General features: G+C 39.1%; 20 protein-coding genes and 3 tRNA genes. 18 read left to right on the forward strand and 5 right to left on the reverse strand.

The genetic code is table 11. The features are described from left to right. Positions 1-14 precede the first annotated feature (14 nt). The 9 genes from FPK91_RS00085 to glnS all read left to right on the forward strand — a co-directional run bounded on the left by FPK91_RS00085 (position 15) and on the right by glnS (position 9,894). Positions 15-419 carry an ExbD/TolR family protein gene (locus tag FPK91_RS00085; protein ID WP_076537018.1) on the forward strand — a complete coding sequence of 135 codons (405 nt, stop codon included), beginning with the start codon at positions 15-17 and terminating at the stop codon, positions 417-419. A 1-nt stretch (position 420) separates the two neighbouring features. Then, positions 421-1,041, forward strand: coding sequence for an energy transducer TonB (locus FPK91_RS00090; RefSeq protein ID WP_144206530.1), 621 nt, complete (start codon positions 421-423; stop codon positions 1,039-1,041). Then, complete coding sequence (locus FPK91_RS00095) at positions 1,041-2,294, forward strand: tetratricopeptide repeat protein (protein WP_144206532.1); 1,254 nt, start codon at positions 1,041-1,043, stop codon at positions 2,292-2,294. Before FPK91_RS00090 ends, FPK91_RS00095 begins: the two co-directional genes overlap by 1 nt. A 202-nt stretch (positions 2,295-2,496) precedes the next feature. After that, on the forward strand, positions 2,497-4,329 hold the full coding sequence (locus FPK91_RS00100) for a DUF885 domain-containing protein (RefSeq protein ID WP_144206534.1): 1,833 nt from the start codon (positions 2,497-2,499) through the stop codon (positions 4,327-4,329). Positions 4,330-4,445: 116 nt separating this feature from the next. Further along, the gene (locus FPK91_RS00105; protein WP_144206536.1) at positions 4,446-4,724 is read left to right on the forward strand and encodes a peptidylprolyl isomerase; all 279 of its coding nucleotides are present in this window, start codon (positions 4,446-4,448) and stop codon (positions 4,722-4,724) included. Positions 4,725-4,784: 60 nt separating this feature from the next. Continuing rightward, positions 4,785-5,318, forward strand: a complete 534-nt coding sequence (locus tag FPK91_RS00110) for a GNAT family N-acetyltransferase (protein ID WP_144206538.1) — start codon at positions 4,785-4,787, stop codon at positions 5,316-5,318. Positions 5,319-5,540: 222 nt separating this feature from the next. Continuing rightward, positions 5,541-5,780, forward strand: a complete 240-nt coding sequence (locus FPK91_RS00115) for a FeoA family protein (protein WP_144206540.1) — start codon at positions 5,541-5,543, stop codon at positions 5,778-5,780. Continuing rightward, entirely contained in the window at positions 5,773-8,067 is a 2,295-nt protein-coding gene (gene feoB, locus FPK91_RS00120; protein ID WP_144206542.1) for a Fe(2+) transporter permease subunit FeoB, read from the forward strand. The genes FPK91_RS00115 and feoB overlap by 8 nt, the downstream gene beginning before the upstream one ends. 156 nt (positions 8,068-8,223) lie before the next feature. Continuing rightward, positions 8,224-9,894: a glutamine--tRNA ligase gene (glnS, locus tag FPK91_RS00125; protein WP_144206544.1), complete on the forward strand. Its 1,671-nt coding sequence runs from the start codon at positions 8,224-8,226 to the stop codon at positions 9,892-9,894. Between the two features lie 81 nt (positions 9,895-9,975). Here glnS and FPK91_RS00130 read toward each other — a convergent pair whose 3' ends face one another. Together FPK91_RS00130 and FPK91_RS00135 are read right to left on the reverse strand one after the other, a co-directional pair. Further along, positions 9,976-10,998 (reverse strand): glucosaminidase domain-containing protein, encoded by a 1,023-nt coding sequence (locus FPK91_RS00130; protein ID WP_144206546.1) that lies wholly within the window; start codon positions 10,996-10,998, stop codon positions 9,976-9,978. A 92-nt stretch (positions 10,999-11,090) separates the two neighbouring features. Then, positions 11,091-11,687 carry a Yip1 family protein gene (locus tag FPK91_RS00135; RefSeq protein ID WP_144206548.1) on the reverse strand — a complete coding sequence of 199 codons (597 nt, stop codon included), beginning with the start codon at positions 11,685-11,687 and terminating at the stop codon, positions 11,091-11,093. Between the two features lie 409 nt (positions 11,688-12,096). Between FPK91_RS00135 and miaE the strand changes: the two genes are divergently transcribed. After that, a complete protein-coding gene (miaE, locus tag FPK91_RS00140) occupies positions 12,097-12,858 on the forward strand; it encodes a tRNA isopentenyl-2-thiomethyl-A-37 hydroxylase MiaE (protein WP_193559175.1) in 762 nt (253 codons plus the stop codon). Between the two features lie 73 nt (positions 12,859-12,931). Here the strand turns inward: miaE and FPK91_RS00145 are convergent, their stop codons facing one another. Next, positions 12,932-13,642, reverse strand: coding sequence for a UDP-2,3-diacylglucosamine diphosphatase (locus FPK91_RS00145; protein WP_144206550.1), 711 nt, complete (start codon positions 13,640-13,642; stop codon positions 12,932-12,934). 6 nt (positions 13,643-13,648) lie between these two features. Continuing rightward, positions 13,649-14,143, reverse strand: a complete 495-nt coding sequence (locus tag FPK91_RS00150; RefSeq protein WP_144206552.1) for a peptidylprolyl isomerase — start codon at positions 14,141-14,143, stop codon at positions 13,649-13,651. A gap of 143 nt (positions 14,144-14,286) precedes the next feature. Here FPK91_RS00150 and cysS point away from each other — a divergent pair, with 143 nt between their 5' ends. Beyond that, positions 14,287-15,669 (forward strand): cysteine--tRNA ligase, encoded by a 1,383-nt coding sequence (gene cysS, locus FPK91_RS00155; protein ID WP_144206554.1) that lies wholly within the window; start codon positions 14,287-14,289, stop codon positions 15,667-15,669. A gap of 89 nt (positions 15,670-15,758) precedes the next feature. On the opposite strand, the gene folD is transcribed toward cysS, so the two are convergent. Next, positions 15,759-16,613: a bifunctional methylenetetrahydrofolate dehydrogenase/methenyltetrahydrofolate cyclohydrolase FolD gene (gene folD / locus FPK91_RS00160; protein WP_144206556.1), complete on the reverse strand. Its 855-nt coding sequence runs from the start codon at positions 16,611-16,613 to the stop codon at positions 15,759-15,761. Between the two features lie 257 nt (positions 16,614-16,870). On the opposite strand from folD, the gene FPK91_RS00165 reads away from it, so the two are divergent. From FPK91_RS00165 to lon, 7 genes are all read left to right on the forward strand, one after another. After that, positions 16,871-16,947: transfer RNA gene (locus FPK91_RS00165), tRNA-Pro, on the forward strand. A gap of 109 nt (positions 16,948-17,056) precedes the next feature. After that, positions 17,057-17,133 (forward strand) — tRNA-Arg (locus FPK91_RS00170). 7 nt (positions 17,134-17,140) lie between these two features. Continuing rightward, positions 17,141-17,216 (forward strand) — tRNA-His (locus FPK91_RS00175). 274 nt (positions 17,217-17,490) lie between these two features. Beyond that, a complete protein-coding gene (tig, locus tag FPK91_RS00180; protein WP_144206558.1) occupies positions 17,491-18,795 on the forward strand; it encodes a trigger factor in 1,305 nt (434 codons plus the stop codon). 89 nt (positions 18,796-18,884) lie between these two features. Next, entirely contained in the window at positions 18,885-19,496 is a 612-nt protein-coding gene (gene clpP, locus FPK91_RS00185; protein ID WP_144206560.1) for an ATP-dependent Clp endopeptidase proteolytic subunit ClpP, read from the forward strand. Between the two features lie 124 nt (positions 19,497-19,620). Then, entirely contained in the window at positions 19,621-20,901 is a 1,281-nt protein-coding gene (clpX, locus tag FPK91_RS00190; protein ID WP_144206562.1) for an ATP-dependent protease ATP-binding subunit ClpX, read from the forward strand. Positions 20,902-21,031: 130 nt separating this feature from the next. Continuing rightward, positions 21,032-23,383, forward strand: coding sequence for an endopeptidase La (lon, locus tag FPK91_RS00195; RefSeq protein WP_144206565.1), 2,352 nt, complete (start codon positions 21,032-21,034; stop codon positions 23,381-23,383). The last annotated feature ends 22 nt before the right edge of the window (positions 23,384-23,405 follow it).

A 23,405-nucleotide genomic window follows, 5' to 3' on the forward strand; every position in this document is an offset into this window, starting at 1 on the left:
AGAGAGTATTGAAAATGGCACGTAAAAAGCATTTTAGTGTAGAAGAAGAAGCTCAGGTAGATATGACTCCGATGCTCGACATCGTGTTTATCATGTTGATCTTCTTTATTGTGACGACTTCGTTCATTAAGCCATCAGGTCTTGATTATAAGAAACCTGAAGCTTCTACAGCGACACAACAAAAATCTGCAAACATCTTTATTGGTGTGAGTAAGACAGGCGTAATTAAGATGGAAAACCGTCAGGTTGACATCGAGCGTGTAACAGCAAACGTAGAACGTATGTTAGCTGAAGCACCTGAAGCGGCTGTATTAATCGAAGCAGACCAAGAAGCCGAACATGGCCTTGTAGTTAAGGTTATGGACAACGTTAAGAAAGCGGGTATCGATAAAATCTCGATTTCAGCGGGGAAAGACTAATATGCTGAGAGCAATAGTATCACTAATAGTCGGTGCTGCTGTTACTTTCGCCTTGTTTGTCTTCATGGCCTTCTTGGTCGGTGGCGGCGCTAAACGCGCCGACACTTCAGCTGATTCTCCGATTATCGAGATCAGCATGGACAAACAAGATACGAAAGTTCAGGACAAGCCTAGGGTTAAACCAAAGCCGCCAGCACCACCTGAGCAACCACCGAAGCCGGACACGACTCCGCCAGATACGTCGTCAGATATTGACACGAATATGGCATTCAACATGAGTGGTGTAGTAGCAGGCGGTGCAAGTACAGGTTTTAAACTTGGCAATATGATGACGCGTGATGGTGATGCAACACCTATTGTACGTATTGATCCACAATACCCAATAGCTGCAGCACGTGATGGTAAAGAAGGTTATGTACAACTATCTTTCACTATTAATGAACTGGGCGGCATCGAAGACGTAAAAGTTATTAAAGCAGAACCTAAACGTGTCTTTGACCGAGAAGCAATTCGAGCGTTAAAGAAATGGAAATATAAGCCTAAAATCATTGATGGTAAGGCTATGAAGGTTCCTGGTATGACAGTACAACTTGATTTCAGCTTGGATAAAGGGGGTAGATAATGCGTAAAGTAAATAAAATAGCTAGTGCGTTATTAATCACTTTATGTAGTGGTTCACTACTCACTGTTTCAACAGCACAAGCTGCTGTTGAAAAGTGTCCGATAGATGAAAGAAAGTCTCGTGCAGTTGGTGCTAGTGCTGGTAAGAAAGTTCAAAAAGCATTTGAAGCCTATACTGAAGGCCGTTTGGATGAAGCAATTGAAATATTGCTTGAAGTAAATACCAAAAATGACTTTGATAAAGCATATATTGATAGAATGATCGGTTCTTTCTATGCTGAAAAAGGTCAGATGGCTACCTCAGTAAAGTACTTAAAAACCGCTGTTGATTCTGACATTCTTGGTGGTACGGATCATGCTGCAACAATGCGTTTGTATGCTGATTTGTTATTACAAGAAAAGAAGTTTAAAGAAGCGATTCCTTACTATTACAAGTGGATGGACTTCACTTGTAAAGTTGACCCTGTTGTATACCGTCGTGTCGGTATTGCATATAGCGAACTTAAGCAGTGGGATAAAGTACTAGAAGTTGCTGATAAAGGTCTTTCTTTAGTTGAGAAGCCTGATAAAGGTCTTTATCAAATGAAATTAACTGCATACTTTAATCAAAAGAAGTATAAAGAAGCAGTTAACATCCTAGAAGTTATGGTACCTCTATTCCAAGATGATAAACGTCTTTGGGTACAGCTAGCACAATTTTATTTGATGACTGAAGATTATAAAAACTCTTTAGCAACTTACGACTTAGCTTATAAAAATGGTTTTCTTGATACTGACGGTAATATTACTCGTCTAGCTCAGCTTATGTCGCAAAATGGTGCGCCATATAATGCAGCTAAACTGTATGAAAAGCATGTGAAATCTGGTTTGATTAAAGAGTCTGAAAAGTCTATTAAAATCTTAGCTGGTTTCTATCATAACGCTAAAAACTTCAAGCAAGCCGCGAAGCTTTATGGCCAAGCTGCTGAAATATCTGGTGATGCTGATTTATACCTTAAACAAGGTAAAATATTAGCTATTGCAGAAGAAGCTAAAGCATCAATTCCAGTGTTTGAAAAAGCACTTGCTATAGGTTTGGATGAACCAGGTGAAGCTGAACTTGAGTTAACATTAGCTCATTTAAGTTTGAAGCAATATAAGTCTGCTTATAAGCGTGCAAATCGTGCTGCTAAATACAGTAAAACGAAGCGTAGCGCTAACAGTTATATTTCTTACATCAAAGAAAAAGCCAGAATAAATAACATTACTTTGTAATCGTTTTTATTCTAAAAAGCCCCTTTATGGGGCTTTTTTTTTGCTTATTATTCCTTAAGTTTTTTTGAACAAATATTTAATATTCACAGTTACAATTTTTTACTAACTTACAACAAATAATTGTTATACATTATTACCCATAATAAAGATTTTAGTTTGGATATTTACGGCACAGTTTTGTGGCCGAAACAGGGATCAGAAAATGAAAAAAACATTACTCGCAGTTGCCATCACTGCTTTATTTTCACTGCAAGGCTGCAGTGATCAAGCTAAACCAACAGTTAGCGAAGGCAAGGTATCTAATGAGATTGCTAGCAAAGAAGTCGTTCAAACGGCTGAACAAACTTATAACAAATTAGCAGATGATTATTTTAATGATTTACTCGCTTTAGAACCCATCTATGCAACTTACGTCGGTGTTAATAAGTACAACGATAATTTTGGCGGATCATTAACCGAAGAATACCTAAAACAAAGACATGAGCTTAACTCTCGTTATTTAAAAGCCGCTAAAGCAATAAACGTTAAGGAACTTCCTGCTAATTTACAGCTAAGTTTTGACATGTTTATGTATGATCGTCACATGGATTTAGTGGCTGAATCATATCCTGAGCATTATATGCCGATGAATCAATTCTATAGTACGGTTATCAGTATGATTCAATTAGGCAGTGGTGAAAGTGCCCAACCATTCAAAACTGTTACTGATTACAAAAACTGGCTTGGTCGTCTATCTGGTTTCATTAATTGGATTTCTCTTGCACAAGCAAGAATGGATGAAGGAATCGAAAGCAAAGTCGTATTACCCAAGGTATTGGTTGAGCGAATTATTCCTCAGCTAGATGCTCAGTTAGTTGCTGAAGCCAATCAAAGTTTATTCTATGCACCTATTAACATCATGCCTGATGATTTTACTGAGCAAGAAAAGAAACAATTGACAGAGGAATATGACAATCTTATTCAGACTCAGTTAATTCCTTCTCTAACAGGTTTAAGAGATTACTTTAAAGAAACTTATCTTCCCCATGCAAGAGCATCAGATGGATGGTGGGGACTGCCAAATGGTAAAGAGTGGTACCAAACTTTAGCAAACAGTCACACAACGACTAAGATGCCTGTTGATGAAATTCACCAAATTGGTTTGTCTGAAGTTAAACGTATTCTGGCAGAAATGGATAAAGTGCGTGAACAAGTTCATTTTAAAGGGGATTTAACGGAATTTTTTGCTTCATTATCAAGTGAGCCTGAATATTTCTTTAATGACCGCCAAGGGCTTATTGATGGTTATATGGTGCTGAAAGATAATATTAATAAAGAACTACCTAAGTACTTTAATGTTATGCCAAAAGCTGATTATGTGGTTAAGCCTGTTGAGAGCTTTAGAGAGAAATCTGCAGCAGGGGCTTCTTATGAGTCGCCAGCAGTAGATGGTTCAAGACCCGGTGTATTTTATATCAATACCTATAATCTAAAAGCACAACCTAAATGGGGAATGACGACACTTTCCTTGCATGAAGCTGCGCCAGGACATCACTTCCAAATAGCGATTAAGCAAGAACTGACTGGCATTCCTGAATTCCAGCGTTTCCAAGGGTATACCGCATTCGAAGAAGGTTGGGCTTTATATGCTGAGTACCTAGGGATCGAAATGGGGTTATTTGAAGACCCGTATCAGTACTTTGGTAAGCTTTCAGATGAAATGTTACGTGCTATGCGTTTAGTGGTTGATACTGGGTTGCACTCTAAAGGATGGAGTCGAGAGCAAGCTATCCAGTACATGATGGATAACTCTCCAATGGCTGAATCAGATATTATTGCTGAAGTAGAGCGTTACATGGCAATTCCAGGTCAGGCTCTTTCTTATAAAATTGGCCAACTTACCATTTTGAAGCTGCGTGCTGATGCAGAAGCTAAATTGGGTGACAGATTTGACCTTAAAGGTTTTCATGATCAAATCCTCACCACGGGTTCATTACCAATGGCGGTTATGGAGAAAAAAATTGGACGTTGGGTTGATTCTGAATTGGCAAAATAAACAATAACTGTTAGCTTAGCCAAGTAACTTGAGTAATGAGGGAGCATTTTTTGCTCCCTCTCTATTTATAAAAATAAAATATTTGAAAATGGTATTAATTACCAAAGGAGCAAAAAATGGTACAGGCAACAGCGAGACACCTTCTAGTCAGTTCAGAAGAACAATGTGAAGATCTTAAACAACAAATCGTAGCCGGTGCAGATTTCGCTGAAATTGCTAAAGCCCATTCTTCATGTCCATCTGGAGCACAAGGTGGAGATTTAGGTTCATTTGGCCCAGGTATGATGGTTCGTGAATTTGATGAAGTCGTTTTTAGTGCTCCACTGAACGAAGTACAAGGTCCTGTAAAAACTCAGTTTGGTTACCACTTATTAGAAGTTACCAGCAGAGCTTAATTAGGCACGTTTTTACAAAGGCAGCTTCGGCTGCCTTTTTTATTGAAAAGGGGGCGGTTAATGATTGAACTATTTACCGAGAGATTAAAAATCAGGTCGATTAGTCAATCTGATTGGAATTATTTTAATGACTTGCATCAAGATAAAGAGGTTATGAAGTTTATTACTGAGGTCTCACCTTTATCTGAGATTAAAGCTAAGTTTGAATCGAGATTATTGCCTTGGTCTTTTGAATCAGGTAATTGGTTAACTTTAGTCATCGAAGATGTTCATACAGGATGTTTTGTTGGTTTAACCGGCTTTCATTGTGATGATAATTTATTACGGCGCGCAGAAGTCGGTTATATCATTTCACCAAATGCAGCAGGTAAAGGCTATGGAACGGAAAGTTTAAAAGCAGTAATTGATTGGGGAATACATCAATTCGATATTCATAAATTTATTGGGATTTGCGCAACTAAAAACACCGCATCAGCTAAAGTGATGTTGAATTGTGGTTTTATGCAAGAAGGTTGTTTAAGACAGAATTATAAAATTGGTAAGCATTGGGTAGATGAGTTTGTTTTCGGGTTACTAAGTAACGACATTCGTTAATCGAACGTTAAAGTAATCCCTCAATGAACCATTAATTTAGTCATTAACAAATAATTTTATACAAAGCACTATTTTCTTATGGGCTTTTATCACATAATTGACAATACAATTGAAAACCATTCTCGTTTACACTCAAGAAATATGATCTATGTAGCGGTTTTGTCTCGTTAGCTCATATAAAATTAGTCTAATTCGTATTTTAAAACCCAAGGTAGATGCTTAATGAAGCTCAGTGAACTCAATCCCGGAGATATGGCGAAGATTGCTGAAATTGGACAACTTTCGTTGCCACAAACAGTAAAGCGCAAATTGTTATCTATGGGGATCACACCACATACTTCTTTCAAATTATTACGTAGAGCTCCAATGGGGTCAGGCGTTGAAATTGATTTACGTGGGAGTCGGTTGTGCATGCGTCGTGACTTAGCAGATATTATTGAGGTGGTAAAAACTAATGGTTAAAGAATTTCATTGCGTAACCGTAGGTAATCCAAATGCGGGTAAATCGACTCTTTTTAATGCGCTTACTGGTTCTAATCAGCAAGTCGGCAATTGGTCTGGTGTAACCGTTGAAAAGAAAACGGGCTATTTTACGCTGGATAATACCAATATTCATTTAACCGATTTACCGGGTATTTATGACTTATTACCTGCAGGTAATACTTGTGATTGCTCTTTAGATGAGCAGATTGCTCAGCAGTATCTTGCAGAACAAAGAATTGACGGGATCATTAACCTTGTCGATGCCACAAATATTGAAAGACACCTCTATTTAACTGTGCAGTTAAGAGAACTAGGTGTACCAATGGTTGTGGTATTAAATAAAATTGATGCGGCCAAAAAATTAGGCGTTAGTGTTAATCTCGAAGAGATGACCAAAGAGTTAGGTTGTCCTGTTATCGCAGTCTGTTCTCGCGAGATAAAAGACGTAAAGCAGGTACAAGACCAAGTTTTGAATTTATTAAAGGGCAACATCACTGAGTTACCTTTGATTTTGAACTACGACGGGAGTATCGAATCTGGAGTAAAAACGCTACAAGAACATGCTCCTGATTTAAGTCGTGGACGTGCACTTGCTATGCTAGGTAACGGCAATGGCTGTGGTCAATGTGACAACACCAGCTTAAAAGATGTTGTTAATGACTGTACTAAAATTGCAGAGCAAACCGGTACAGATGTAGAAGTCTTAGTGGCAACAACACGATTTGATTTTGTTCAAAAAATATTTGAAAGTTCAGTTGAAGTGGGCGAGTACGAAACTGCTAGCGATAAACTGGATAAATTAATTTTACACCCTGTTTTGGGCGTTCCTGTATTTCTATTCGTTATGTATTTAATGTTCATGTTCAGTATTAACGTGGGCAGTTCATTTATTGATTTCTTTGATATCGCGGCAGGCGCAGTTTTTGTTGATCACTTCGGCGCACTGTTAACCTCAATTGGCGCACCAGTTTGGGTTGTGACTATTTTAGCTGGCGGTATCGGTCAAGGTGTTCAGACTGTTGCTACCTTTATTCCTGTCATCGCAGCCTTGTTCCTTGCATTATCAGTGCTTGAAGCTTCTGGCTATATGTCCCGAGCTGCATTTGTCGTAGATGGCTTGATGAGACGTATCGGTTTACCTGGTAAAGCATTCGTGCCAATGATTGTGGGTTTTGGTTGTTCTGTACCTGCAATTATGGCTACACGTACACTGGGTAGTGAGCGAGAAAGAATTGTGACTGGCATGATGGCACCATTTATGTCTTGTGGTGCACGTTTACCTGTTTATGCATTATTTGCTGCAGCGTTCTTCCCTGAATCTGGTCAGAACTTAGTATTCTTACTTTATATCATCGGTATTCTAGCTGCTGTAGGCACAGGTTTATTGCTTCGTAGTACTGTTTTACCTGGCACGAGTAGTGCTGTAGTAATGGAATTACCAAGTTATGAAATGCCAAAAGCGAAAGCGGTTTTCTCTCGCACGACAAAACGAACTAAAAGTTTCATTTTAGGTGCTGGTAAAACAATTGTTATCGTGGTGACCTTACTCAACTTTGTAAATGCAATTGGTACCGATGGCAGTTTTGGCCATGAAGACAGTAAAGAATCAGTATTAAGTGTGTTGAGTCAAAAAGTGACCCCATTCTTCTCTCCGATGGGAGTAGAACAAGACAATTGGCCTGCGACTGTAGGTATTATCACCGGTATATTTGCAAAAGAAGCCGTTGTTGGAACATTAAATAGTTTATATGCTGATCCAATGGGTGAAGACGAAGAACTCGCAACGTTATCTGAGAGTTTTGCTGAAGCATGGAGTACAATCCCTGAAAACTTATTAGGTATTGCTCCTGAAGACCCATTGTCAATTTCTGTTGGCAATGTAGAAAACATGGAAGAGGCGGCAGAAGAACTGGAAGTTGATCGTTCAACTTTCAGTGCTCTTCAAGCTGGCTTTACGACCAAGGTTGCAGCATTTTCTTACTTACTATTTGTGTTGCTTTACACTCCTTGCGTAGCCGCTATGGGCGCTTTAGTCAACGAGTTCGGTACGAAATGGGCAAGGTTTGCAGCTTTATGGACTTTTGGTTTAGCTTACGGCAGCGCAACGGTGGTTTATCAAGGTGCAAATATAGCCAAGCACCCTGTTCAATCAATTAGCTGGATTTCATTCTTCACCATTGCTTTAATCGGCTTTTATTTCTGGCTAAGAAAGAAAGGTAGACAGGGTGAGCAAATTATTCCAGGTATCAAAATTATCACTGAATAAGATAATTTGATGTTCAAAAAAAAACCAGCATTTTATTAAATGCTGGTTTTTTGTTTTAAGTGCATTTTTTTTATCAAACAGGCATTGTAACTGGCGTAAATCTGTAGGATCATCGAAGTTAAGAAAATTTCACCTTAGCGCCCCAAGAGGAACTCCATGAGTCAAGTGGACAACGAAGTACGTCCTAGTAACTTCATTCGTAATATTATCGACGAAGACTTAAAAAGTGGTAAGCATACCAGTGTGCAAACCCGTTTCCCGCCAGAACCCAATGGTTTTTTACACATTGGTCATGCTAAGTCTATCTGTTTGAATTTTGGAATCGCTAAAGATTACCAAGGTCAATGTAACTTACGTTTTGATGATACTAATCCTGAAAAAGAAGACATCGATTATGTTCATTCTATACAGGATGATGTTCGTTGGTTGGGTTTTGAATGGTCTGGTGAAATTCGTTATTCGTCAAATTATTTTGACCAACTGCATCAATATGCAGTTGAGCTAATTACCAAAGGTTTAGCTTATGTGTGTTTCTTAAATTCAGAAGAAACCCGTGAGTATCGCGGTACATTAAAAGCACCGGGTAAGAATAGTCCGTACCGAGATACCTCTATTGAAGAAAATCTAAGCTTATTTGAAAAAATGCGCTCAGGTGAATTTAAAGAAGGTGAATGTGCACTGCGTGCAAAAATCGATATGGCTTCACCTTTCATGTGTATGCGCGATCCGATTATTTATCGTATTCGTTTTGCAAACCATCATCAAACAGGTGATAAGTGGTGCATTTACCCAATGTACGATTTTACTCATTGTATTTCGGATGCGATTGAAAACATTACCCACTCTTTATGTACTTTAGAGTTTCAAGATAATCGTCGGTTATATGACTGGGTATTAGATCATTTAGAAGATTTTAATCAGCCAAATCGTACTCGTCAGTATGAGTTTTCAAGATTGAATCTTGAATATACGATGATGTCGAAACGTAAACTGAATGATTTAGTGATACGTAATTTAGTAAATGGTTGGGATGATCCACGTATGCCTACTATTGCAGGTTTGCGTCGTCGTGGTTATACGCCAGCATCTATTCGTGAGTTTTGCCAACGCATCGGTGTGACTAAACAAGAAAACCTCATCGAAGGTGGTGTTCTTGATGCGTGTATCCGTGAAGAACTAAATGCCGATGCGCCCCGTGCAATGGCTGTGTTAAGACCCATTAAAGTGGTTATTGAAAACTATCCATCTGATGCGCCTGAAATCATTAACGCGCCAATGCACCCGAATAAACCAGAGATGGGTACGCGTGAAATTGCATTTGGCAAAGAGTTATTTATTGATGTTGAAGATTTTAAAGAATCAGCCAATAAGCACTTTAAGCGTTTAGTTTTAGGTAAAGAAGTTCGTTTACGAAACGCTTATGTCATTAAAGCTGAACGTTTTGATCAAGATGAAGAGGGTAATGTAACTACGGTTTATTGTACTTATGACAACGAAACATTAGGTAAAAACCCAAGTGATGGCCGTAAAGTCAAAGGTGTGATCCATTGGGTTGAGGCATCAACTGCAAAATCTGCTGAATTCCGTCTATATCATCGTTTATTTACCGAAGCGTCACCAGCAGCATTTGAAACGCTAGATGAAGTGTTAAATGAAGATTCATTGACAGTTTTAAATGGCGTTGTAGAAGCTGGCTTAGTTGATGCGGTTGCAGAGAAAGCGTATCAGTTTGAGCGTGAAGGTTATTTCTGTGCCGATAACAAAGACTCGTCTAAAGATGCGTTAGTGTTTAACTTAACTGTGGCATTACGTGATACTTATGCGTAAACATTAATAAAGACTTAAAAAGCCAGAACAGCTTAGCTGTTCTGGCTTTTTTATTGTCAGTAACCTAGAAGTGAGTCTGGTTTATTGGTTAGCTGATATCAAGTGAAGCGGCGTATCGTCACCCAAATAAGCGGCGTCTACCTGATCAAGTTTGTTGAACCGAATTATCCCCTGGATACCATCTATATAAGCTTGTCCACGCTCAGAATACTTATCAAGGGTTGTGGCAAGTTCAAGACCTGTAATTGGCTTTTTATCCTTGCGTAAACCTTGTCTCATCTCCCTTAAAGATAAATAGGCAGCGTTAGTATTGATATTAAGCATATAACCTTCTACAGAAGCTTGAGGAGTATCAAAGCGGGCAAGACCATAGTTGCCTAACTCTTTTCTTTGCTGTTTAGGGATCATGCCGTTACCACTGAAGTCCCACTGGCCGAAAAAAGCATTCCCTTCTACGGTAAATCTCGATGTCGCCCAACCACTTTCTTCAGCGGCTTGAGCTAACACTAATGACGGCGGCATGATATCTACACGTTGAAGTAATTGCGCCCGGTGCTCTTCTGTTAATTGCTCAGGGCTCTCAGAAATGACGCGATACTTAATCGCTAACTGAATAAGTTTACCGTCATTTAACTGTGCTGTTTTGACTATGTTACGTTCAAGAGCAATCTTTTCATTACTCAGTAAAATTAATGGTGCCATCAATCTAAAAAAGACCATTTTCTTAAGTTGAACAGGGATCTCATTAGAGGTTTCTTGCCATTTTTCGCCAACACTTTCAAATGTGAGTCTTGGAACTTCTCTTAGCCCTGCATCCCAGCTTTCTTTGTTGTAATTAAGGGAGTTAAACAATGCAATTAACTCATCCAGAGAAGTTAATGTAATGTCTTTTGGTTGTATATTTTGAATGTCCTTATTCTTAATATCATTTTTATGGTCTCGATTCTCAATGCTTTTATTTGTTGATGTGTCAGGAGTGACATTTTTTTGCGGTGATTGAGTGATCTGTTCTTTTGATGATGACTTCACCCAATGGTTGATAGCATATAAACCAGAAAGAAGTAGTAGAACAAAAAGTATTTTTTGATATGTGTTTTTAGTCATTTATCACCCTGTATCGCGATAGAAAAATCGAGCGGAATTTAGCCCAATAAAAAAGGCGCTAATGCGCCCTTTAAATTATAGTATAAAAATGCTTACTGCATCATAGGGCCTAAACCTAAACTCCATAAAATAATGCTGCTTCCCATTAGTCCAACCAGTAATACTAAACCTGCAGTCACAACAGAGCTTGCATAAATAAATCCCTTTTCTTCAGGGATGTTCATAATGATAGGCACACCAGCGTAAAGTAAATAAACTGAATAAGCTAAACCTGCTAGCCCAACTAACATGATAAACCAAAGCACTGGATAAAGTGCTGATACACCTACCATGAACAAAGGTGTCGCTGTATATGCCGCTAGTTCAAGTGCTTGTGTGAAAGTAGGGGATGCATCAAATGTTTTAGCCATCCAATATGACAAATATGCCAGTGCCAATACACCGGCAATTAAACCGAAATACATTCCGACAGACATGAACATAGCACTTTGCGGTGTCAGGAATAGTGGGTCACCATTTGCTGGATGCCAGCCTATATAAGCAGTGGCGATATAACTACATACGGCAGGTATAAGTGCGATGAGTAATATATGACTAAGGCTACTTTTTACAGCCTCATGGTTGCGCTCAATTGCTTGCCACTCTTGTTTTGGATGAGTGTATAGCCCCATTAAGTGATTCAATATCATTGTTGTTATCCTTGTTTAGCATTTTTATACATAGCTCGCCAAACTTCAGACGAACTGATCATAGCCCTATATATCAATCGCCTTAACCAGTCCTACACATACTTAATACACTAATATCTCTTAGTGGTTGGTTAAGTAATAACTTTATCCCTAGTAAAGTTTATCCATTAAAGGAGATTGAAATACAACTTTAGCAACTATTGTTACGAAGATGTATAGACTATTTATTGAACATAAGGAGACGTACGTCAAGTTCTATTCGTTTTTTATTCAATTAATTTATCATCATGCCCTGAATAACACCGCTAAATTAATAGAATATGTGTTGGAATATTGAGGCGTTGTTGGTCGTATCGTTGGCCATTATTTAATATAATAGCGATATATTAGATTCTTTTATGGTACTTCAATGATATACGAGCAAGGTTTACTTGAACCGATATATGCTTTTTTAAACTGTGAAACACCAGAGGAATGGATAGAAAAAGCCAGTAGGCCAGAGAACCTATCGATTATTTTACGAGATCATATGATTTGTGAACTCAAGGCCGCTCAGAGTGCGATGTTTTTAATTAGGAAATATGCGGTTGATAAGCCTAGTGCCTTGCAGTTATCTCAGTGGATAAAGCCCTATGAAGAGTTTGCCTATAAAAAGATGGGAGACTTAAACTCACTTAAGGGTAAAAGCAACGTCAGTAAACAGATTGAAGTGCGTGCTGGTAGCCCTTATGGACAAGAACTTGTTGATAAAATGGTACTGCTTATTAAAGAAGAGCTGCACCATTTCTATCAAGTCATGGAATTGATGGAAAAGAAACAGGTAGAGTATGAGCTCATTGAAGCGGGTAGGTACGCAAAAGGTTTATTGAAGCATGTGACTACTTTTGAACCTGATGCTTTAGTGGATAAACTGATTATTGGTGCGTTGATTGAAGCAAGATCTTGTGAACGTTTTGCAAAACTTGCCCCGCATCTTGATGAAGATTTAGAGAAGTTCTATGTTTCATTGCTTCGCTCTGAGGCTCGCCATTATCAAGACTATCTGACGTTAGCTGAGTTGGTATCGAATAAAGATATTACTGAAAGAGTTGAGTTTCTTGCTGGTGTTGAAGCGGAACTGATTATGTCGCCAGATGAAGATTTTAAATTTCACAGCGGAATGCCAAGTTAATCTATTTACCTGTAAAAACGAAAAGTCTTGATATCGAATTGGTATAATATCGACACTGTATTAATAGTGTCGATTAAAAAGGCAGTTTCTCAAGTTTGGTAGAGTGTTGATCAACAATCAAAATGCTGCCTTGCTCATACCAATCTCCAACAACAATTCGCTGTTTATTATCAGCAAGTTCATGTATCGCGGGGCGATGAGTATGGCCGTGTATCATTCTTTGCGTCTGCGTCTTGGCAAGTAGCTCATCAACAGCAGATTGTTCGACATCCATGATGACATAGCTTTTGTCTTGATTACTGCTTTGACTCTTGCTTCTGATATCTGCGGCAATTTTTTGTCGAGTAGATTTTGGTAAATGACAATAAGTCCATTTAACCAAAAAAGAGTTTCGAAAACTGCGGAACCGTTGATAGGCTTTATCTAAAGTACAAAGGCTGTCACCGTGTAACACAACTGTTTTGACACCATATAGGTCCAATACTTTGATTTCTGGCAATAACACCATGCCAGACTTTGCCGCGAACAGTTTACCGATCATAAAATCACGATTGCCGTGGATAAAATACACCGGAATACGAGCGGAAACTTGTTTTATATGACTGGCAATGACATCGGTAAATGGCTCTGCAATATCATCACTTGTCCAAACTTCGAATAAATCACCAATAATATACAAAGCTTCAACGTCAGATAAATCTGAATTGAGGTAATCAATGAAGGCTTGGGAAATATCAGGGCGATCTGCACTTAAGTGCAAATCACCCATAAAAATAGTTTTCATTGATGCTTATTCAGCAACACTTACACTATTGATAATAACAGCTTCTAATGGCACATCTTGATGCATGCCACGGTTGCCAGTGCTGATAGATTTCATCTTTTCGACAATATCCATTCCATCAACGACTTCAGCAAATACACAGTAACCCCAGCCTTGTGAAGTTTCAGCTTTAAAATCTAAGAAAGTGTTGTCACTTACGTTGATAAAAAACTGAGCTGTAGCTGAATGTGGATCAGAAGTACGTGCCATTGCAAGGGTACCAATTTTATTTGATAAACCATTGTTTGCTTCGTTTTTAACAGCAGCATTTGGTGTTTTCTGATTCATATCTTCAGTAAAACCACCACCTTGAATCATGAATCCGTCAATGACACGGTGAAAAATAGTTCCGTCGTAGAATCCATCTTCAACGTACTTCATGAAGTTTTCAACCGTTAATGGTGCTTTTTCAGCATTTAAAGCGATTTTGATATCGCCCATGTTTGTGTGCAAAGTGATCATATTTTACTACCTAGATAAAAATTGTTGCGCGATTCTAACTTATCTTACGTGAGGCTTAAAGTGCAGTGTTCAAAACAGTGTTGCTCATGTTAGACTTTAAGACAATTATTTTGGGCTTTATAAAGAGTTAAAGAGAACCATCGATGTTGAAAATTTACAATAGTATGAGTCGTGATAAGCAAGAATTTAAACCGATTAACCCTGGCAAGATTGATATGTATGTGTGTGGTATCACCATATATGATTTGTGTCACATCGGTCATGGTCGTACTTTTGTGTCTTTTGATATGATTGTTCGTTATTTACGCTTTAGTGGCTATGCGGTTAATTATTTACGTAACATCACGGATGTAGACGACAAAATTATTAAGCGTGCTGCAGAAAATAAAGAAAGCTGTGATTCATTAACTGAGCGTTTAATCGGTGAAATGCATCATGATTTTGATTCATTAAACATGATGCGACCCGATTTTGAACCAAGAGCCACATTGCATATCGATGAAATTATCGAAATGGTGCAAACGTTAATCGCAAAAGAACATGCTTACGTTGCTGATAATGGTGATGTGTTATTTAGTGTATCTTCATATGCTGAATATGGTCGTTTATCTGGTCAAAACCTTGACCAACTTCAAGCTGGTGCGCGAGTTGAAGTTGAAGAGACCAAACGTAACCCTATGGATTTTGTGTTGTGGAAAATGTCAAAACCAGGTGAACCTACTTGGGAATCACCATGGGGACCAGGTCGCCCAGGTTGGCATATCGAATGTTCAGCGATGAACAGTAAGCACCTTGGTGAAAATTTCGATATTCATGGTGGTGGTAGCGATTTACAGTTCCCACATCACGAGAATGAAATTGCCCAATCTTGCTGTGCACATGGTTCACAATATGTGAACTATTGGATGCATACCGGCATGGTCATGGTAGACAAAGAAAAAATGTCTAAATCATTAGGTAACTTTTTCACTATCAGAGATGTATTAGAACATTATGATCCAGAGACTGTTCGTTACTTCTTATTATCTGGGCATTATCGTAGCCAGTTAAATTATTCTGAAGATAACTTAAAGCAGGCAAAATCGGCGTTAGAACGTATCTATACTTCACTAAAAGGCCTAGATTTAACCGTTGAAGCAGCATCAGCAAATGACTATGTCGCTAAATTCAAATTAGCGATGGATGATGACTTTAATACACCAGAAGCTTATTCAGTTATTTTTGAGATGGTCCGTGAAATTAATCGCCTCAAATTAGTCGATCTACAACAAGCAAGTGGTTTAGGTGTCAGCCTAAAACAATTAACGGATGTGTTAGGGTTAATTAGTCATGACGTAGATGTTTATTTTCAAGGTGAGGGCAGTGATGATGAAGTTGCTGAAATCGAAGCATTGATTGTTGAACGTAAACGCGCTCGTACTGAAAAAGATTGGCCTGCTGCTGATGTCGCCAGAGATAGATTAAATGCCTTAGGTGTTATTCTTGAAGACGGCGAAAATGGTATCACTACTTGGCGTAAAAAATAACGCTGAGTTCATTCAATAAAAAAGCCTGCAATTGCAGGCTTTTTTGTTATGAAGTTAATGATGGTATCAACTCATATTAATGGACCTATTTAGTCGTGATATTGCTCTGCTGCATATAGTGTATTTTCAAGTAAGCTAGCAATAGTCATTGGACCTACACCACCAGGTACAGGCGTAATAAAGGCAGCGTGTTCAGCAGCAACATCAAATTCGACATCCCCCACTAAACGGCCGCTATCTAATCTATTGATACCAACATCAATAACGATAGCACCAGGCTTAATCCAATCACCAGGAATAAAGCCTGGTTTACCGACTGCAACGACTAATAAGTCTGCTTGACGTACCTTTTGTTCAAGGTTTTTAGTAAAGCGATGACATGTCGTGGTGGTACATCCTGCAAGTAGTAGTTCTAATGTCATTGGACGGCCAACGATATTAGATGCGCCTACAATTGTTGCATCAAGGCCGTAAGTATCAATACCAGTGGACTTAATAAGGGTGATTATCCCTTTAGGCGTACAAGATCGCAGAACAGGAATGCGTTGAGCCAAACGGCCAACATTATATGGGTGAAAACCATCCACATCTTTGTCTGGTCTAATACGTTCAATGACTTTAGAGTCTTCAATGTGTGCAGGTAATGGTAGTTGTACTAAAATACCATCGATTTTAGGATCATCATTACATTGGTCGATTAATGCTAATAAATCCGCTTCTGTGGTTGTAGTTTCAAGGTCGTATGAATAAGACTTAAAACCGACTTCTTCACAGGCACGACGTTTGCTACCAACATAAACTTGAGAGGCTGCATCTGCACCAACAAGGATAACGGCAAGACCTGGCGCTCTTTTACCTGCTTCTACACGTGCAAGTACTTTTTCTTTTAATTCAGTTCGAATAGATTGAGCAATCGCTTTGCCATCAATATTTTGGGCAGTCATGAGAGGGTAGTTTCCTTTATGTGGCGCGATAATAAGACTAAAATTTTCCGTGACGTATTCTATCAGTCAGCTATAGTCATGTCATGATTATTGACTTATCAATTTTTTAAAAACAGAATTTTTTGTTTGTAAAAACAGCAGCTGAACAGGTTTGCAAAAAAAACCGTTGACGATAGTAAAGTGACTCGTTAATATGCGCTCCGTCCTCGCAGTTAAGGTGTTTGAAAGAAATTTCAGCATTCTAGGTGAAGATAAATCGGTGATTAGCGCAGCCCGGTAGCGCATCTCGTTTGGGACGAGAGGGTCAGAGGTTCGAATCCTCTATCACCGACCAATTTTAAATTATTTGTAATGCTGTTTATTTACGAATAAGCTTTAAAGATAAGCTAACAACCAAATTAGTTTATTATGTTTATAGGATTACAGTTTCATCTGTAAACCAAGCGCCCGTAGCTCAGTTGGATAGAGCACCCGCCTTCTAAGCGGGTGGTCGCAGGTTCGAATCCTGCCGGGTGCACCATACAATGGTGATTGTAGCTCAGTTGGTAGAGCCCCGGATTGTGATTCCGGTTGTCGTGGGTTCGAGCCCCATCAGTCACCCCAAATTTTGCATGTAAAATGCACAATTGTAGAGAAAGCGACCTTAGGTCGCTTTTTTTATGTCTAAAATCCCTGTTTTGACACTCGACTCCGTTGTAAACCGCCGCTATAATGTCGCGTCTTGATAAATATCTAATACGAATTACTACAGATAACAGTGCTTAAATGTAGCTGTGTCACACTTTTATTAGTAAACATTAATCATCAAGAAACGAATATTTAATAGTTGAGCTGTCGACTATTACAAAGGAAGTCAGACATATTTCGAGGTAAAACAATGCAAGTTTCTGTTGAAACAACTCAAGGCCTAGAGCGTCGCCTAACAATTTCTGTACCTGCTGAGCAAATTGAGAAATTAATTAAAGACAATTTATTACGTGAAGCAAAGCGTGCAAAAATTTCTGGTTTCCGTCCAGGTAAAGTACCTGTATCGGTAATCAAGCAACGCTACGGTGCTGCAATCCGTCAAGATGTGACTGGTGAAGTTATGCAACGCAACTTCATTGAAGCAATCATGGCAGAAAAATTAAATCCAGCTGGAGCTCCAGTATTTGCACCAGGTGAAACTGAAGGCGAAAATTTTGTATTCATCGCGACGTTTGAAATCTACCCAGAAGTAGCATTGACTGGTCTTGATTCTATCGCTGTAGAGCAACCACAAGCAGAAGTTAATGATGCTGATGTTGATACTATGATTGAAACTCTTCGCAAGCAACACGCTACATTTGCTGTAGTTGAAACTGCTGCTGAAGAAGGCAACAAAGTTAAAATGAACTTTATCGGTTCAGTTGATGGTGAAGAGTTCGAAGGCGGAAAAGCTGATGATTTCGAACTTGAGCTAGGTAGCAACCGTATGATCCCAGGTTTTGAAACGGGTATCGTAGGTCATAAATCTGGTGACGAGTTTGAAGTTGAAGTGACTTTCCCTGAAGATTACCACGCTGAAAACTTAAAAGGTAAAGCTGCTAAGTTCATTATCACGCTTACTGAAGTTCAAGCTGCTGAATTGCCAGAAGTTAACGATGAATTTGCTTCATTATTCGGTATCGCTGAAGGTGGCTTAGACGCACTTAAAGCTGAAATTACTAAGAATATGACTCGCGAACTTGAGCAAGCGCTTAAAGCAAACGTTAAAGAACAAGTTATTGAAGGCTTATTAACAGCTAACGATATTACTATTCCTAAAGCACTTGTTGATGGTGAAGTTAATGTACTTCGTCAACAAGCTATGCAACGTTTTGGTGGCCAAACTGAAAACATGCCTGAGCTTCCTGCTGATTTATTCACAGAGCAAGCTGAGCGTCGTGTAAAAGTAGGTTTACTTTTAGGTGAAGTTATTAAAACTAACGAACTTCAAGCTGAAGACGAACGCGTTCAAGGTTTGATCGCTTCTATGGCTTCTGCTTACGAAGATCCAACTGAAGTTGTTGAATACTACAACGGCAACAAAGAGCTTATGCAAAATATGCGTAACGTCGCTCTTGAAGAGCAAGCTGTTGAAGTGCTACTAAAATCAGCTGTTGTAACACCAAAAGAAGTTGCTTTTGAAGAATTTATGAACAAGGCAACAGGTAAAGCGTAACCTTCGCTTGACTTGATTGGCGGTTCACCATTTATAATGGCTCGTATGAGGTTCTCATATGAGCCATTTTTATTTAGGGAAAGTATAAAATGCATAAAGCACCAGAATCTGTACTCAATGCTCTTGTACCTATGGTTGTTGAACAAACAGCGAAAGGTGAACGTTCATATGATATTTACTCTCGTTTATTAAAAGAGCGAGTAATTTTCTTAGTTGGTCAAGTTGAAGAACATATGGCTAACTTAATCGTCGCTCAGCTTTTATTTTTAGAATCTGAAAGCCCAGACAAAGATATCTCTATTTACATCAATTCACCTGGTGGTTCAGTAACAGCAGGTATGGCAATTTATGACACCATGCAGTTCATTAAGCCTAATGTAAGTACAGTATGTATTGGTCAAGCATGCAGTATGGGTGCATTCCTTCTTGCTGGCGGTGCTGAAGGTAAGCGTCATTGTTTACCTAATTCACGTGTCATGATTCATCAGCCATTAGGTGGTTTCCAAGGTCAAGCGTCAGATATTGCTATCCATGCGCAAGAAATTCTTGGTATTAAAAACAAATTAAACCAAATGTTAGCCGATCACACAGGTCAGCCAATGGAAGTTATTGAACGTGATACCGACCGTGATAACTTCATGAGCGCTCAAGAAGCCGCTGATTATGGTTTAGTTGATTCAGTATTTGAAAAGCGTAGCTGATCTTTGTGCCTGAGTGCGCTATTCTGTGATGAATAGCGTGTAAATGTACCAAAGTATTTTGTACTAAACATGAATACAAATAGTTTTCTACAGACAGTGTATAGGCTGTAACAGAGGTAGGGTAATGGGCGATAACAAAAATACCGGTGACAGCGGCAAGCTGCTGTACTGCTCTTTTTGCGGAAAAAGCCAGCATGAAGTACGAAAGCTAATCGCTGGACCTTCAGTGTATGTATGTGATGAATGTGTTGAGTTATGCAATGACATCATCCGTGAAGAAATTAAAGAAATATCGCCTAAGCGCGATCAAGACCAGTTACCGACTCCGCATAAATTGCGCAATCATCTAGATGATTATGTAATAGGTCAAAATCAGGCAAAAAAAGTACTTTCAGTTGCAGTTTATAATCATTATAAACGCTTGCGTAACGGTACGCCGATTGAAGGTGTTGAGCTTGGTAAGAGTAACATCTTGCTAATTGGTCCTACTGGTAGTGGTAAAACATTATTGGCTGAAACCTTAGCGCGTTCTTTAGATGTACCTTTTACAATGGCTGATGCTACGACATTGACCGAAGCGGGTTATGTCGGTGAAGACGTTGAAAACATTATTCAGAAACTTCTGCAAAAATGTGATTATGATGTTGAAAAAGCAGAGCGCGGCATTGTCTATATCGATGAAATCGACAAAATTAGTCGTAAGTCTGATAATCCTTCTATTACCCGTGATGTATCCGGCGAAGGTGTTCAGCAAGCGCTACTAAAATTGATTGAAGGTACTGTTGCTTCAGTTCCACCTCAAGGTGGTCGCAAGCATCCACAACAAGAATTCTTGCAAGTTGATACTTCAAAAATTCTATTTATTTGTGGCGGTGCGTTTGCTGGACTTGAAAAAGTTATTGAGCAACGTGGTCTAACAGGTTCTGGCATTGGTTTTGGCGCTGAAGTGAAAGGTGATGCAGATAAAGCCACTATTTCACAAACTTTGGGTAAAGTTGAACCAGAAGATTTAATTAAGTTTGGTTTGATTCCTGAGTTTATAGGTCGTTTGCCTGTTGTCGCAACGCTAACTGAACTCGATGAATCAGCATTGGTTCAAATTTTATCTCAACCTAAAAATGCATTGACTAAGCAATACGCAGCATTGTTTGAGATGGAAGATGTAGAGTTAGAGTTCCGAGAAGATGCGCTTAAAGCAATTGCTCACAAAGCAATGACGCGTAAAACCGGTGCTCGTGGTCTTCGTTCAATTATTGAAGACATTTTACTTGATACCATGTATGACATTCCTTCAGTCGAAGGTGTGGTTAAGGCTGTTGTCGATGAATCTGTTGTTAAAGGTGAATCTTCTCCTATCCTTATTTACGAAAATGCTGAAAGCCAAGTTGCTGGTGGCGAACAATAAATAGACACTTATCGTGATTTATTTTAAATAAGGAGTCCATTGGGCTCCTTTTTTCGTATTGACCATTGAAAGTTTACAAAACATCCCAATATACTGATTATAAAATCCATTCATCAAACGGAATCGAACTATGACCCAAGAGCGTGAAGCGCATATCGAACTCCCCGTGCTGCCACTGCGAGATGTAGTGGTTTATCCCCATATGGTAATTCCGTTGTTCGTCGGAAGAGAGAAATCTATTCGTTGCCTTGAATCGGCGATGGAACAAGATAAGCAAATTTTATTGGTCGCACAGCGTGAAGCTGATTTAGACGAACCAACAAAAGAAGATATTTTTGACGTCGGTACCGTAGCCTCTATTCTGCAATTACTAAAACTACCTGACGGGACAGTTAAAGTCTTAGTTGAGGGTGGCCAACGTGCAAAAGTAACGGCTTACACACAAGAAGAAGATTTCTTTGTGGCGACGGCTGAATACTTAGAGTCTGAAGATTTAGCAGAAAAAGAAGAAGAAGTTCTGGTTCGCAGTGCTATCAGCCAATTCGAAGGTTACATCAAGCTTAATAAGAAAATCCCACCGGAAGTATTAACTTCATTAACTGGGATTGAAGAAGCTGCAAGACTCGCTGACACTATGGCTGCACATATGCCACTTAAGCTTGAAGACAAACAGTCTGTGCTTGAGATGGTTAACGTCGGAGAACGTCTCGAATATTTAATGGCGATGATGGAAGGCGAAATCGACTTATTACAAGTTGAGAAGCGCATTCGTGGCCGTGTTAAAAAACAGATGGAAAAAAGTCAGCGCGAATACTATTTGAATGAGCAAATGAAAGCCATTCAAAAAGAATTAGGCGATCTTGATGAAGGTCAGGATGAGTTTGAAGTTTTAGCCCGTAAAATTACCGATGCTAAAATGCCTGCTGAAGCGAAAGAAAAAGCAGAAGCTGAATTAAATAAGCTTAAAATGATGTCTCCAATGTCTGCAGAAGCTACGGTAGTGAGAAGCTACGTTGACTGGATGACAGCAGTTCCTTGGAGCCAACGTTCTAAAATTAAACGTGACTTATCAAAAGCTGAAGCCATTCTTGATACTGATCATCATGGACTTGAGAAAGTTAAAGAGCGTATTTTAGAATACCTAGCCGTGCAAAGTCGTGTTAAGCAACTTAAAGGCCCAATTTTATGTCTAGTGGGACCTCCAGGTGTTGGTAAAACTTCTTTAGGTCAATCAATTGCTAAGGCTACTGGACGTAAATATGTACGTGTAGCGTTAGGTGGTGTGCGTGATGAAGCGGAAATTCGTGGTCATCGCCGTACTTATATTGGTTCTATGCCAGGTAAAGTCATTCAGAAAATGGCAAAAGTTGGCGTTAAAAACCCATTATTCTTATTAGATGAAATTGATAAAATGAGTTCTGATATGCGCGGCGACCCATCGTCAGCATTATTAGAAGTATTAGATCCTGAGCAAAACTCAGCGTTTAATGATCATTATTTAGAAGTTGATTATGATTTATCTGACGTAATGTTCGTCGCGACATCAAATTCAATGGATATTCCAGGTCCTCTACTTGACCGTATGGAAGTTATTCGCCTGTCAGGTTACACCGAAGACGAAAAGTTAAATATTGCTAAGAAACATTTATTAACGAAGCAAATTGAACGAAACGGTTTGAAAGCGACTGAAATCACTATTGAAGACAGCGCCATTATTGGCATGATCCGTTACTACACTCGTGAAGCTGGTGTGCGTTCTTTAGAACGTGAACTGTCTAAAGTGTGTCGTAAAGTTGTGAAAATGATTTTGCTCGACAAGTCGGTTAAAACCGTTGTTGTTAATCAAGACAACCTTAAGTCATTCTTAGGCGTTCAGCGTTTTGATTATGGTAAAGCAGAATCAAATAACCAAATTGGCCAAGTGACTGGTCTGGCTTGGACGCAAGTTGGCGGTGACTTACTGACTATTGAAGCAACATCAGTACCTGGTAAAGGCAAGCTTGCCTATACCGGTTCACTCGGTGATGTGATGCAAGAGTCAATTCAGGCTGCAATGACCGTTGTTAGAGCCCGTGCTGAACAGCTTGGTATTAATAATGACTTTTATGAGAAGCGTGATATCCATGTTCACGTACCAGAAGGGGCAACACCAAAAGATGGGCCATCTGCAGGTGCTGCAATGTGTACAGCTTTAGTGTCTAGCTTAACCGGTAATCCAGTTAAAAGTGATGTTGCTATGACGGGTGAGATTACCCTTCGTGGTGAAGTGTTGCCTATTGGTGGTCTTAAAGAAAAACTGCTTGCAGCACATCGTGGCGGCATTAAAGTTGTGCTTATTCCTAAAGAGAACGAGCGTGATTTAGAAGAAATCCCAGCGAATGTCATTGCTGATTTAAAGATTCATCCAGTGAGATGGGTCGAGGAAGTACTTGAATTGGCCTTAGAAAGACCTGTAAAAGGTTTTGAAGTGGTCAAAAAGTAGCTAAAAAGCAATAAAAGTTGCT

It is taken from the genome of Shewanella donghaensis, assembly GCF_007567505.1.
GTDB lineage: Bacteria > Pseudomonadota > Gammaproteobacteria > Enterobacterales > Shewanellaceae > Shewanella > Shewanella donghaensis.